Origin of the sequence: Streptomyces sp. KLMMK (assembly GCF_036961605.1) — a bacterium.
In the GTDB taxonomy this organism is placed as follows: domain Bacteria; phylum Actinomycetota; class Actinomycetes; order Streptomycetales; family Streptomycetaceae; genus Streptomyces; species Streptomyces telluris.
In genome coordinates this window covers 1-13,378 of record NZ_JBAMDC010000175.1, presented here as the reverse complement: position 1 = coordinate 13,378, position 13,378 = coordinate 1, and the positions used below count along the sequence as shown (strand labels likewise).

Annotated in this window: 12 protein-coding genes, 1 tRNA gene and 1 pseudogene; 11 read left to right on the top strand and 3 right to left on the bottom strand. The window is 72.4% G+C overall.

Translation table 11 applies throughout. The features are described from left to right. Both V7793_RS22570 and V7793_RS22565 read right to left on the bottom strand, forming a co-directional pair. Positions 1-481, bottom strand: a pseudogene (locus V7793_RS22570) (SUKH-4 family immunity protein); the annotation flags it as partial. A 7-nt stretch (positions 482-488) separates the two neighbouring features. Beyond that, entirely contained in the window at positions 489-1,466 is a 978-nt protein-coding gene (locus V7793_RS22565) for an HNH endonuclease (RefSeq protein ID WP_179081196.1), read from the bottom strand. 392 nt (positions 1,467-1,858) lie between these two features. Between V7793_RS22565 and V7793_RS22560 the strand changes: the two genes are divergently transcribed. Together V7793_RS22560 and V7793_RS22555 are read left to right on the top strand one after the other, a co-directional pair. Then, complete coding sequence (locus V7793_RS22560; protein ID WP_336009282.1) at positions 1,859-2,455, top strand: YwqJ-related putative deaminase; 597 nt, start codon at positions 1,859-1,861, stop codon at positions 2,453-2,455. Between the two features lie 5 nt (positions 2,456-2,460). Beyond that, positions 2,461-2,970, top strand: a complete 510-nt coding sequence (locus V7793_RS22555) for an SUKH-3 domain-containing protein (protein ID WP_336009280.1) — start codon at positions 2,461-2,463, stop codon at positions 2,968-2,970. 106 nt (positions 2,971-3,076) lie between these two features. Here the strand turns inward: V7793_RS22555 and V7793_RS22550 are convergent, their stop codons facing one another. Beyond that, positions 3,077-4,477 (bottom strand): sensor histidine kinase, encoded by a 1,401-nt coding sequence (locus tag V7793_RS22550; RefSeq protein WP_336009278.1) that lies wholly within the window; start codon positions 4,475-4,477, stop codon positions 3,077-3,079. 161 nt (positions 4,478-4,638) lie between these two features. On the opposite strand from V7793_RS22550, the gene V7793_RS22545 reads away from it, so the two are divergent. The 9 genes from V7793_RS22545 (at position 4,639) to V7793_RS22505 (ending at position 13,289) form a co-directional block, all read left to right on the top strand. Beyond that, a tRNA-Gln gene (locus tag V7793_RS22545) sits at positions 4,639-4,709 on the top strand. A 142-nt stretch (positions 4,710-4,851) separates the two neighbouring features. After that, positions 4,852-6,306 carry a bifunctional UDP-N-acetylglucosamine diphosphorylase/glucosamine-1-phosphate N-acetyltransferase GlmU gene (glmU, locus tag V7793_RS22540; RefSeq protein WP_336009275.1) on the top strand — a complete coding sequence of 485 codons (1,455 nt, stop codon included), beginning with the start codon at positions 4,852-4,854 and terminating at the stop codon, positions 6,304-6,306. A gap of 73 nt (positions 6,307-6,379) precedes the next feature. Continuing rightward, entirely contained in the window at positions 6,380-7,354 is a 975-nt protein-coding gene (locus tag V7793_RS22535) for a ribose-phosphate diphosphokinase (RefSeq protein WP_168093189.1), read from the top strand. A gap of 222 nt (positions 7,355-7,576) precedes the next feature. Next, the gene (locus V7793_RS22530; RefSeq protein ID WP_336009273.1) at positions 7,577-8,146 is read left to right on the top strand and encodes a 50S ribosomal protein L25/general stress protein Ctc; all 570 of its coding nucleotides are present in this window, start codon (positions 7,577-7,579) and stop codon (positions 8,144-8,146) included. Positions 8,147-8,244: 98 nt separating this feature from the next. Beyond that, positions 8,245-8,835, top strand: a complete 591-nt coding sequence (gene pth / locus V7793_RS22525) for an aminoacyl-tRNA hydrolase (protein ID WP_336009271.1) — start codon at positions 8,245-8,247, stop codon at positions 8,833-8,835. 70 nt (positions 8,836-8,905) lie between these two features. Beyond that, a complete protein-coding gene (locus V7793_RS22520; protein ID WP_336009270.1) occupies positions 8,906-9,469 on the top strand; it encodes a hypothetical protein in 564 nt (187 codons plus the stop codon). Between the two features lie 90 nt (positions 9,470-9,559). After that, the gene (locus V7793_RS22515) at positions 9,560-10,690 is read left to right on the top strand and encodes a glycosyltransferase (RefSeq protein WP_336009269.1); all 1,131 of its coding nucleotides are present in this window, start codon (positions 9,560-9,562) and stop codon (positions 10,688-10,690) included. 116 nt (positions 10,691-10,806) lie between these two features. Further along, complete coding sequence (locus V7793_RS22510; protein WP_336009268.1) at positions 10,807-12,498, top strand: MDR family MFS transporter; 1,692 nt, start codon at positions 10,807-10,809, stop codon at positions 12,496-12,498. Between the two features lie 80 nt (positions 12,499-12,578). Further along, the gene (locus V7793_RS22505; RefSeq protein ID WP_336009267.1) at positions 12,579-13,289 is read left to right on the top strand and encodes a class I SAM-dependent DNA methyltransferase; all 711 of its coding nucleotides are present in this window, start codon (positions 12,579-12,581) and stop codon (positions 13,287-13,289) included. Positions 13,290-13,378: the final 89 nt, after the last annotated feature.

Sequence of the window (13,378 nt, the reverse complement as noted above, 5' to 3'; positions counted from 1 at the left end):
CCCCCGAACGCGCCGCCGCGGCCGAGCCCCCGGACGTGTCGGACGTACGGGACGCACCGCCGGACGTACCGCCCGAAGTCCCCCCGTCGGTCCTGCGGTCCGGGATCCCCATCGCGTCCGCCGCGTCCTGCAGCCACTGCGGCGGGCTCAGCAGGAACGACGTCGCGTTCAGGTCCAGCCGCTTCGGCGGCGCGTCGGACGGTTCCGGTTCCTCCACGGGCACGGCCCCGTACTCCTCTTCGTAGCGCCGGATGACCTCGCCCACCGGCAGCGCCGGCCACAGCGTCGTCTCCCCGCTGTCCCGGGCGATCACCAGCCGGACCAGGCCGCCGTCCGACGTCGGACCGTCCTCGCGGTCCTCGGCCCACACCACGAAGCCCAGGTCGAACTCGCGGACCCGCACCTCCCGGTGCTGGTACGCCGGCACGTCACCGTTGGCCCAGCGCTCACCGCGCTCCTGCGCCTGCGCGAACGTCACCACCGCGCGCTCACCCCTCCACCGGGACGGCGTAGGCGAAGCCGCCGTCCACCATCAGGCCGGCGACCGTCTCCAGCTCCGGCGGACCACCCGCCAAGCGCGACAAAAACACGTCGAAGTCCTCACCACAGGGCAGCAGCAGACGCTCCACCCGCTCCTGCACCGTCCAGCCGTCCTGGTCGCGCGCGTCGTCGTAGGGGCAGAACCACACCGAACCGATCGCCTCGCCCTTCACCTTGACGGCGAGCACGCCGCCCTGGACGAAGCCCACGCCCAGATAGTCCTTGGTGAAGTGGTCGCGCAGACACTTGTTGACGTAGACGAGGTCGTTCACGGCCGCCTCGTCGCGCACGGTGAAGAACGGCTGGTCGATCAGCAGGCCCAGCTCCGCGTCCAGCGCGGCGCCCACCGGGGCGCAGCCGCCCGCGGCCTTCAGGAACGCCCGGTACGCGCCCGGGAGGCGGTAGCCGAGGTCCTCCTCGACGCCCTGCACCTGTTCCTCGGTCACCGCGAGGTCCCGCTGCGGCAGCACGAAGTGCACCGGCCGGGTCTCCTGCAGCGGGCGCGTGCCCCGCTTGTCCTGGTCCACGGCGGCCGTCGCCAGCCCGCCGTGGTGCCGCAGCAGCGCCTTCACCTCTGCGGGCACCAGCTCCAGCCGGCGCGTGCCCACGACGTGGTGCCACGTCCAGCCGTGCGGCGTCGCTACCGAGGGCAGGCTGGCCCACAGTTCGTGGCCCGCGGCGTGCAGCGCGGCGTTCGCCGACACGTAGTCGGTCAGCCGCAGCTCGTCCACGCCGAAGCCCTCGGGCGGTTCCGCGATCTCCGCGGCGGCCCGTGCGTACGGCGAGAAGTCCGGACGGCCCTCGTCGTCCATCCGCACTCCCTTGGGATAGCGGCTGGCGCGGACCGGGTCCGGGAAGTGCACGACCTGCCCGGCGTAGGCCGCATTCGGTGGCGCGGCCTGCTGCCCGAGCCGACCTGTCGTCATGGCGGAAGCCCCCTGCTGACTGTGTGTCTCCGAAAGGCCCCGACGAACGCGGCGGTCGCCGCGAGTCACCGGACCCCCGTCCGGGCCACGGGGCGGCCCGGCCGGCCGGTGTCCCCATGGCCGAGAACACCCCGTGCGGCACAGCCTATGCGGTACCGCAAGGAGGGGACCGCGCCCCGGTCCGCCCGCACCGCCGCCGCCCGGCCGCCGGCCCGGCCGTCACGCCCCGTGAACCCCTCCCTGCCGCCGCGCTGCCGGCCCCACCGGTCCGGTCATCCGACGCATGAACATCACACGACGCCCCGCCAACCCCGACCTGACTTCCGCACCTGCCGTCCCGTTTGGCAGGCTGACCTCCGCAACAGGGGGATTGCAGGGAGGGAAGAACCACCATGCACACGACTCAGGACCGACCGCCCGCCGACGACCACGGCACGGCGGCCTCCGGCGATCCCCGGCTCACCTGGAGCACGGAGGACGCCGACCGGCCCCCCGCCCTGCTGCACCGCCGGGACGGCATACTGCCCGCCGTGGCCGCCGCCCTCTCCGTCCGCGGAGAGACGCTGACCTGCACCGGGGGCAAGGCCGAGGTGCCTCCCGCACTGCACCCGCTGGTCCAGGACTTCCTCGACACCCTCACCAGCGACCGGCGCGAGCGCTTCACCGGCCGCTGCCCCGAGGCGCTCCTTCTGACCCGCTTCCTCGGCTCCTTCGAGAGCGCGCGCAGCAAACGCGCCGCCCGCAAACCGCTGACCCACGGCGAGGCCCGGCGCGCCCTCAAGCACGCCAAGCTCACCGCCCGGCACATCCGCGAGGAGGGCGACCCGCGGCACGGCGCGTACGCCGCGCCCTGCCGCTCCTGTACGGAGCTGCTGAGCCACTTCGGCGTGCGCAGCGTCGACCCCTCCGCCCCCGCGAAGGCCTCCCCCGCCAAGGCCGCCATCTCCAAGGCCGCCACGAAGGCCTCCCTCACCAAGGACAGGGGCTGAACGGCATGCGCGCCTTCGACCGCACCGCAGCCACCCGCTTCCCCGCCGCCGTGGACGCCGCCCTGCGCGAGGCCGGGTGGCAGCCCGGGCGCTGGGACATCAAGGCCGCCGAGAACTGGGCCGACGCCCTGCGCGCCCACACCTCCCCGGCCGGGCACCGGCACACCGTCTTCCCGGCCGCCGTCGAGGCCTGGGCGGAGTTCGGGGGCCTGCACATCGCCGGGACCGGGGCCGGGCGGCACATCGCCCCCACGCCCTTCCACATCGACCCGCTGCACGGGCTCCACCTCGCGCGCACCGTCGCCGACCTGGGGCGCGCGCTGGGGGCCGAGGTGTGCCCGCTCGGGCAGGAGGCGGACGGGCAGGCGCTGCTCGCCATCGACGCCCACGGCCGCGTCTACAGCCTCGACCACACCGGCGACTGGTACCTCGGCTCGGACATCGACCACGCCATCGCCACGCTCGTCAACGGCACCCGGCCCTCGCGGCTGTCGGCGGGCATGGGACGCCGCTGACCGGAGCGACGCGAACCGGCCGGAAGCCGGGCGGGAACCGGCCTCGTCCGGACCGGCGGGCCCCCGCCGTCCGGGCTCCGGGCCGGCGGGCCCCGTCGCGCAGGCCTCAGGCCGGCGCGGCCCCGCTCTCCGTGACCGCCGGGATCACCGCCGACACCCGGAAGCCGCCCGCGTCCGTGGCACCCGACACGAAGACCCCGCCCAGCGCCGAGACCCGCTCGCGCATCCCCACCAGGCCGTTGCCGCCACTCGGCAGGCCCGGCGCGGCGGCGCCGCACTCCGACGGCCCGTTCTCCACCTGCAGCGCGACCTCGTCCCCGCGGTGCGCCACGCGCACGACAGCCTTCGCCCCCGGCGCGTGCTTGTGGACGTTGGTCAGCGCTTCCTGCACCACGCGGTACGCCGTGCTCTCCACCCGTGCGCCGTACGTCCGCTCCACGCCCTCCACGGACAGCTCGACGGCCATGCCCGCCGCCCGTGACTGGCCGACGAGATCCTCCAGGCCGTCCAGACACGGACCGTCACCGGACGCAGACGGCTCGCTCACCTCGGCGGCGGTCCCGCCCGCGGCAGCGGCGCCCACACCCGCGGACACCCGCGCCGAGGCCGCCGCCGCGACCTCCGCGAGCCGCCGCGAGTCCGCCGCCGAGGACGCCTCCGGCACCATGCCCTCGGAGGAGGTCCGCAGCACGCCGAGCATCTCGCGCAGCTCCGTCAGCGCCTGCCGGCCCATGTCGCCCACCAGGCCCGCGTTCCGCGACGCCTTCTCGGGGTCCTTCAGGGCCACCGCCTGCAGCGCGGCCGCGTGGACGACCATCAGCGACACCCGGTGCGCCACCACGTCGTGCATCTCGCGCGCGATCCGCGTGCGCTCCTCGTTGCGGGCCCACACCGCGCGCTCCTCGGCCCGCTCCGCGAGCAGCGACAGCTCGCGCTCCAGGCCGTCCGCGCGCTCCCGCAGGCTCTCCACGAGCCGCCGCCTCGCCCCCACGTAGAGCCCCAGGAGCACCGGCGGTGCCGTGAGCCCCAGCGCCACCAGCGATGCGAAGAACAGCATCATCCAGGGGCCGGGCTGGTAGCCCTCCCCGGCGGCTATGTCGCGCTGGAACTTGATGAACGTCACGAGGAACGTCCCCGCCACCGACACACCGGCGAGGAAGACGGTCAGCCGGCGCGGCACGTCCGAGGCGGCCAGCGTGTACAGACCGACGATGCCGAGCAGGAAGCCCAGCTCGGCCGGGGTGATCGCGATGCCCAGCAGCACCACGGCCACCGGCCACCGGCGCCGGAACAGCAGCGTGCCGCCGACGAGCGCCCCCACCACGATGCCGAGCGCCAACGGGCCCCCGTGCTCGTCCGCGAATCCCGCGCCCTCCGCCGCGCACTCCAGGGCGGACACCAGCGCCAGCACGACGTCGAACACCATGCTGCGCCGCCGCGCCCACCACCAAGGCCCGTCCGGCGCGCCGCGCGCGCCCGCCTCCGCGTTTGCCCCCGTTGTGGTCATACCACCCAGACTACGGAAGCCCGCCACCCCATTTCCCGGCCGTTCCCGCCCTCGCGGCCCGGCCGGGGTGCCCGGCACCGTCGCGTCGACGGGCGCCCGTACGGCATAGTGTTGGCTGCAAGCGCGCCCGATCAAGTGAATCGGGCATCACGGGCGAACCATCCCGGGTCGTCTAATGGCAGGACAAATGATTTTGGTTCATTGAATGAGGGTTCGATTCCTTCCCCGGGAGCTGAATGTGGGGGTACCCCCATGACCGTTACAGGTCTGTGGGGGAGGGTCTCGACCGCCAGGTCGGGACCCGCCCGCGTTTCAGCAGTAAAACGCACCGGTATCCTTCGGATGTCCACCACCCGAAGCCGAAGGGCACACCCGTGAGCGCCAACCGCCCGGCAGCCGTCGTCGTTCTCGCAGCGGGTGAGGGCACCCGCATGAAGTCGGCGACCCCCAAGGTCCTGCACGCCATCTGCGGACGTTCCCTCGTCGGCCACGTCGTCGCCGCCTCCCGCGAGCTGGACCCCGAGCACCTCGTCGTGATCGTCGGGCACGCACGCGAGCAGGTCTCCGCGCACCTCGCACAGATCGACCCCGAGGTCCGCACCGCCGTCCAGTACGAGCAGAACGGCACCGGCCACGCCGTGCGCATGGGCCTCGAGGAGCTGTCGAACAGCGGGATCGCCCTCGACGGGACCGTGGTCGTCGTCTGCGGCGACACCCCGCTGCTGACCGGCGCCACGCTCAAGACCCTCAGCGACACCCACGCCGCCGACGGCAACGCCGTCACCGTGCTGTCCGCCGAGGTCCCCGACGCGACGGGCTACGGGCGGATCGTCCGGGACGGCAGCGGCGCCGTGACCGCGATCGTCGAGCACAAGGACGCCACGGACGAGCAGCGCGCGATCCGGGAGATCAACTCCGGGGTGTTCGCGTTCGACGCCCAGCTGCTGACGGACGCGCTCGGCAAGGTGCGCACGGACAACAGCCAGGGCGAGGAGTATCTGACCGACGTCCTGGGCATCCTGCGCGAGGCCGGGCACCGCGTCGGCGCCGCGGTCGGCGGCGATCACCGGGAGATCCTGGGGATCAACAACCGTGTCCAGCTCGCCGAGGCCCGCAAGCTGCTCAACGAGCGGCTGCTGCACGCGGCGATGATGAGCGGCGTCACGGTCGTGGACCCGGCGTCGACCTGGATCGACGTCACCGTCACCTTCGAGCCCGACGTGCTCGTCCACCCCGGCACCCAGCTGACCGGCGCCACCAGCCTGGCCACCGGCAGCGAGGTCGGGCCGAACACGCGCCTGACGGACACCGCCGTGGGCGCCGGCGCCCGCGTCGACAACACCGTCGCGGACTCGGCGCTGATCGGCGCGGGCGCGACCGTCGGCCCCTTCGCCTATCTGCGCCCGGGGACGAAGCTCGGCCCGAAGTCGAAGGCCGGCGCGTACGTCGAGATGAAGAACGCCGAGATCGGCGAGGGCACCAAGGTGCCGCACCTGTCGTACGTCGGTGACGCGACGATCGGCGAGTACTCCAACATCGGCGCGGCGAGCGTCTTCGTGAACTACGACGGTGTGAACAAGCACCACACGACGATCGGCTCGCACTGCCGCACCGGATCGGACAACATGTTTGTGGCTCCGGTCACGATCGGGGACGGCGCGTACACCGCCGCCGGCTCGGTCATCACCAAGGATGTGCCCCCGGGTTCGCTGGCCGTCGCACGTGGACAGCAGCGGAATATCGAGGGCTGGGTGGCACGTAAGCGCCCGGGAAGCGCAGCCGCACAGGCCGCTTCCGCCGCTCGCCGGGAGACCGACGGCGAGCAGTGACCGTGACACGGGTGCGCCGTGCGGGGCGTACCGTGATAAGCGCACACAAAGCGACATCCAAGGAGACTGTGCTGTGACCGGGATCAAGACGACCGGCGAGAAGAAGCTGATGCTCTTCTCCGGCCGCGCCCACCCCGAGCTTGCCGAGGAGGTCGCGCACCAGCTGGGCGTCGGCCTGGTCCCGACCAAGGCATTCGACTTCGCCAACGGCGAGATCTACGTCCGCTTCCAGGAGTCGGCGCGTGGCGCGGACTGCTTCCTGATGCAGAGCCACACGGCTCCCATCAACAAGTGGGTCATGGAGCAGCTGATCATGATCGACGCGCTGAAGCGCGCGTCGGCCCGCTCCATCACCGTGGTCGTGCCGTTCTACGGCTACGCCCGCCAGGACAAGAAGCACCGCGGCCGTGAGCCGATCTCGGCCCGCCTGATCGCCGATCTGTTCAAGACGGCGGGTGCGGACCGGATCCTCACGGTCGACCTGCACACGGACCAGATCCAGGGCTTCTTCGACGGCCCGGTCGACCACCTGTTCGCGCTGCCGATCCTCGCCGACTACGTGGGCGCCAAGGTCGACCGCTCGAAGCTGACGGTCGTCTCCCCGGACGCCGGCCGCGTGCGCGTCGCCGACCGCTGGTGCGACCGCCTCGGCGCCCCGCTCGCCATCGTCCACAAGCGCCGTGACAAGGATGTCGCCAACCAGGTGACGGTGCACGAGGTCGTCGGTGACGTGAAGGGCCGCGTCTGCGTCCTGGTCGACGACATGATCGACACCGGTGGCACGATCTGCGCCGCCGCGGACGCCCTGTTCGCCAACGGCGCCGAGGACGTCATCGTGACGGCCACGCACGGTGTGCTCTCCGGCCCCGCCGCGGACCGCCTGAAGAACTCCAAGGTGAGCGAGTTCGTCTTCACCAACACCCTGCCGACCCCGGGTGAGCTGGAGCTCGACAAGATCACGGTGCTGTCGATCGCCCCGACGATCGCGCGCGCCGTGCGCGAGGTCTTCGAGGACGGCTCGGTCACGAGCCTCTTCGAGGAGCAGTGAGCCTCCGGCAGCCCTGACCTGCCGGCTGCAAAAACGATCGGCCTGTGATCGCACGGCCCTGATCGATTTCTGAGCGGCCTCCCCCGCCGGGTACACTCCACGAGTTGCTCGGCGAGGGAGGCCGCACTCATGTGCGGCGGTCCGTTATCGACGCGCTCTTCGTAGCAGGTCCGTATGTGGCCGGGTAACGGCCCATCGATCTACACCTCCGAGGAGTGCACCATGGCTGAGATCAAGATCCCCGCCCAGGTCCGTGCCGAGTTCGGCAAGGGCGCCGCCCGCCGCATCCGCCGCGCCAACCAGGTTCCCGGCGTCATCTACGGCCACGGCGGCGAGCCGGTCCACGTCACCCTGCCGGGCCACGACCTGATGATGGCTCTGAAGACCCCGAACGTCCTGCTCTCCCTGGACATCGAGGGCCGCGACGAGCTCGTCATCCCCAAGGCCATCCAGCGTGACGCCCTCAAGGGCTTCCTCGAGCACGTCGACCTGCTGGTCGTCAAGCGCGGCGAGACCGTCACCGTCGAGATCCCGGTCCAGACCGAGGGCGACCTGGCCCCCGGCGGCAACCTGCTCGAGCACACCCTGACCGCCCTGCCGGTCGAGGCCGAGGCCACCCACATCCCCGAGGCCATCACCGTCTCCATCGCGGGCCTGGAGGCCGGCGCCTCCGTCCTGGCCAAGGACATCGTCCTGCCGGCCGGTGTCGCCCTGGCCGTCGACGCCGACGCCGTCGTCCTGCACGTCGTCGCCGGTTCCACCGAGGCTGCGGCCGAGGGCACCGAGGCCTGATCCTCGCCCCTCCCGGCTTTTCTTTCGACCGCCGTCCCGCTCCACCGGAGTGGGGCGGCGGTCGGCTTTGAGCGGTTGGCTATGAAGGAGACATGCAGATGACGGACGACTCCAGCCCCTGGCTGATCGTGGGCCTGGGCAACCCCGGGCCGGAGTACGCGGGCAACCGCCACAACGTGGGGTTCATGGTCGCGGACCTGCTCGCGGAGCGCATGGGCGCGAAGTTCAAGGCGCACAAGGCGCGGGCGCAGGTGGTCGAGGGCCGGCTCGGCGCGCCCGGGCTCTCCAGCCGCCGGGTCGTGGTCGCGAAGCCCATGTCGTTCATGAATCTGTCCGGCGGGCCGACGGCCGCGCTGCGCGACTTCTACAAGGTGCCCGCCGACCGGGTGATCGCCGTCCACGACGAGCTGGACATCGACTACGGGACGCTGCGGCTGAAGCTCGGCGGCGGCGACAACGGCCACAACGGCCTGAAGTCGATCACCAAGGCCCTGGGCCCGGACTACTGCCGGGTGCGGTTCGGCATCGGCCGGCCGCCCGGCCGGATGCAGGTGGCGGACTTCGTGCTCAAGGACTTCTCGTCCACCGAGCGCAAGGAGCTCGACTACCAGGTGGACCGGGCCGCGGACGCCGTGGAGGCGCTGATCGTGGACGGCCTGGAGCGGGCGCAGAACACGTACAACATCTGAGGCCGGGCGCGGGCGCGGTTTCGACGCCGCGTCGAGTGACGTTCCATGACGGCTCGTGAGAATGGCCGCCATGAGGATTCTTTTCGTAGCCGGGGACACGCCGGAGGCGGTTCTTCCGCTCGTCGCCGCGGCGCGGGCCGCCCTCGTGGCCGGGCACGAAGTCGTCCTCGCCGGGGCCGCGGACCTGGGCGGGGCGGCGGAGGCGGCCGCCGGGGCCGGGATCGCCACGGCCGCGGTGACGGCGCGGACGCCGGCGGAGGCGTTCCTGGACACCGGCGGCAACCCCTTCCCCGTGCCCGAGGACCCGCACGAGGGCCGGGTGCTGCGCGGCCGCTGCCTGGGGCGGTTCGCCGCGTGGTGCCTGGCGGGCCTGCCCGGCCTCGCCGACCGTCTACGGCCCGACGCGGTGGTCGGCGTGTCTTCGGCCTTCGCCGGCCCGCTGGTGGCGGCGCACGCGAAGGTGCCCTACGTGCTGTTCACCGCCGCCCCGGGCGAGCCGCTCGCCGTGGCCCTCGCGGCCGCCGCCGAGCTGACGCCGCAGCTGGAGGGGCTCGGCCTGTACGCCCTGCCGGACCCGGATCTGAGCGCGGACACGCCGGAGGCCCTCGTCGCGGCCCTCGCCCGGCTGGGCTGACGGACGGCGCCCGCACCGCACGACGCCCGCACCGGCCCGGTCGAGGCGTCGTCGAGCGCGGCTCGACGCCCGCCCCCGACAGTCGGGGCCATGAAGATTCTGTTTGTGGGCGGCAACGGGGCGGGGACGCTCTTTCCCCTCGTCCCGCTCGCGCAGGCGGCCCGTAACGCCGGTCATGAGGTCTTCATGACCGGCTGCGAGCCCGTCGTCCCGCTGATCCTGGACGCCGGGCTGCCCGCCTTCGCGGTCACCCCCGGAACCGTGGCCGACTTCCGTATCCCCCCGCTGGGCAATGCCGCGCCGGTCTCCGAGACGGGCCTGGACTCCCTGATCTCCATCGGCCGCATGTTCGGCCGCTTCGCCGCGGACTGCCTGGGCCGGCTCCGCGAGCTGGCGGACGGCTGGCGCCCGGACCTGGTGGTGGGCGGGGTGCTGGCGTACGCGGCGCCGCTCGTCGCGCACTACGCGCGCGTGCCCTGCGTTCGCTTCGGCACCGAGATGGGCGAACCGCTGGTCGTCACCCTGGCTGCCACGATCGAGCTCGGCGAGGAGCTGGAGCGGGCGGGCCTGACCGCCCTGCCCGCCCCGGACCTCACGCTCTCCTCCTGCCCGCCGTCCGTGCGCCCCGTGCACGCCCCGCCGGCGCTGCCGGTGCGCCACGTCCCGTACACCTCCCAGCGGACCGTCGAGCCGTGGATGCACCGGCGCGACGGCCGGCCGCGCGTCCTGGTGAGCGCGGGCAGCCGGGTGACGCCCGAGCAGGACTTCGACATCCTCCAGGGCCTGGTGCGCGAGGTCGCCCCGCTGGACGTCGACCTGCTGATCGCGGCGCCGGAGGAGGTGGCGGGCAAGCTGCGGCCGCTGCCGGCGGGGGCGCACGCGGGCTGGATCCCGCTCGACGTGGCCGGGCCGTCCTGTGACGTGATGGTGCACCACGCGGGCGGCAGCACCACGCTCACGGGGATGGCCCACGGCGTACCGCAGGTCCTGCTGACCCACATCGGCGGCCTGGAGTACCCGGCACGGCTGGAGGAGCTGGGCGCGGCGAAGCTGATCCGCGCCGAGGACGACGGCGCGGAGACCATCGCGGCCGCGATCGGCGAGGTGCTCGGCGATCCGGCGTACCGGCGGGCCGCGGCGCGGCTGCGCGAGGAGGCGCTGGCGATGCCGGCGCCGTCGGAGGTCGTCGGGCGGCTGGAGGAACTGGCCGCGAAAGCCTGACACCTTCACCCGGCAGCTCTTGACCTCAAGCCGCCTTGAGGTTCAAGCATAGGCAAAAACCGCCGCACGACCGGCGAACACCGCCAACGACCAACTACCACAACAGGTGTGAGGCCATGACGAATACCGCGCAGCCGGCCGCCGCGAGCTCCCAGGGCGAGGAGGGCGAGGGGGACGGCCTCACGCACAAAGCCATCATGACCGTGCTGTTCGGGCTGATGCTGGGGCTCTTCCTGGGCGCGCTCGACCTCATGATCATCGCCTCGGCGATGCGGACGATCGCCGACGAGCTGCACGGCCAGACGATCCAGGCGTGGGCGACCACGGCCTATCTGGTGACGTCGACGATCACGACGCCGCTGCTCGGGAAGTTCTCCGACATCTACGGGCGCAAGCGGATCTACGTGATGTCGATCGTCGTCTTCCTGGCGGGTTCACTGCTGTGCGGCATGGCGCAGTCGATGTACGAGCTGGCGGCCTTCCGGGCGGTCCAGGGCATCGGCGCGGGCGGCGTGATGACCATGGCGTTCGCGATGATGGGCGACATGATGACGCCCGAGCGGCGCAGCCGTTACCAGGGCTACTTCTCGCTGGTGTTCGGCCTGGCCGGGGTGGCGGGTCCGCTGCTGGGCGGCTTCTTCGCCGGCATGGGGGAGATGGCGGGCATCGCCGGCTGGCGCTGGGTGTTCCTGGTGAACCTGCCGATCGGCGCGCTGGCGCTGATCGTCGTCGCGACGAAGTTCACGATGCCGCGGGTGCGCACCGTCCAGAAGGTGGACTACTGGGGCGCGTTCGCCCTCACGCTGTGCCTGGTGCCGCTGCTGGTGGTGGCGGAGCAGGGCCGCGAGTGGGGCTGGGGAACGCCGCTGTCGCTCGCGATGTTCGCGCTGGGGCTGATCGGCCTGGTGCTGTTCGTACGGGTGGAATCGGCGATGGGCGACGCGGCGATCATCCCGATGCGGCTGTTCCGCACCCGGACCTTCTCGGTGATCAATTCGGTGAACATCATCGTCGGCCTGGGCGTCTTCGGGTCGCTGATCTTCCTGCCGCTGTACCTGCAGATGGTCAAGGGGATGTCGCCGACGGCCGCGTCGCTGATGCTGCTGCCGCAGACCGCGGGCACGATCATCGCGAGCCGCACCCTCGGACCGGTGATCAACCGCAGCGGGCGGTTCAAGGCGTTCCTGCTGCTGGGCCTGTCCCTGGTGACGGCGTCGCTGTTCATGTGCGGCTTCGTCGGACCGGACACGGCGGTGTGGGTGCTGGTGGCGATCACGACGGTCATGGGCCTGGGCATCGGCATCTGCTTCCCGGTGACGCTGATCACGCTGCAGAACGGGGCGCGCAAGGAGGAGATGGGCGTGGCCAGCGCCGCGTACATGTTCTTCCGGGAGATCGGCGCCACGGCGGGTGTGGCGATCTTCCTGTCGATCATGTTCTCGGTGGTGGGCGACAAGATCTCCGACGCGTTCCACGCTGCGGCCGGGGACGCCGGTTTCCGGGCGGCGCAGAGCGATCCGCAGGTGCTCGCCGACCCGGCCAACGCCCAGGTGCTGGAAGCCGCGCAGCACGGCGGCCGGGGCATCGACCTCGACGACTCGTCCTGGCTGGCGAACGCCGACGAGCGGCTGGCGCGCCCGGTCCTGGAAGGCATGGCCGATGCGGTGAACACGGTCTACATCACGGCGGGCTGCGTGATGCTCGGCGCGCTCCTCGTGGCCTTCCTCCTGAAAGAGAAGAAGAAGGAGAAGGAGACGCAGGACGCCGGGGCCGGCGGGAAGGACGAGGCGCCGGCCGCGGCCGGCTGACACGAGCGCGGGTCGAGCGCGCCCCTAGGGGGGCCCGCCAGGCTGGGTGGTCGTTGTTGTCACGGAGCCGGGGGGACCCCATGTACGAGAACGACCGCGCCGCGGAGATGTACGACCTGCTGTACGAGGACAAGAAGGACTACCGGTCGGAGGCCGGCCAGGTGACCCGGCTGATCCGGGCGCACCGGCCGGACGCCGCCGCCCTGCTGGACGTGGCCTGCGGCACGGGCATCCACCTGCAGGCGTTCGCGGAGCTGTTCGCGCACGTGGAGGGCGTGGACCTGGCGGAGCCGATGCTGGCGACGGCGGCGCGGCGCCTGCCGGGCGTTCCGCTGCACGTCGGGGACATGCGTTCGTTCCGGCCGGAGCGCAGCTTCGACGCCGCCGTCTGCATGTTCAGCTCGATCGCGTACATGCGCTCGGCCGCGGACCTGGACCGGGCCGTCGCGACGCTGGCGGCCGCGGTGGTGCCCGGCGGTGTCGTCCTGGTGGAGCCGTGGTGGTTCCCGGAGACGTTCCTGGACGGGTACGTGGCCGGCCACGCACTCACGCGTGACGGCCGCACCATCACCCGCGTCTCGCACTCCACCCGGCAGGGTGACATGGTGCGCATGGAGCTCCACTACGTCCTGGCGGACGCCCGCGGCGTGGAGCACCGCAGCGAGGTCGACATGCTGACGCTGTTCACCCGTGAGCAGTACGAGGAGGCCTTCTCCCGGGCCGGGGTAAAGGCGGAGTACGTGGAGTCCGAGGGGACGGGGCCGGGCTTCTTCGTGGGCGTGCGCGGCTGAGCCGCCGCCCGTCCCGCACACCCGGCCCGTACGGCGGCGGGGGGGGGGGGGGGGGGGGGGGGGGGGAGGGGGGTGAGGGGGGGGGGGGT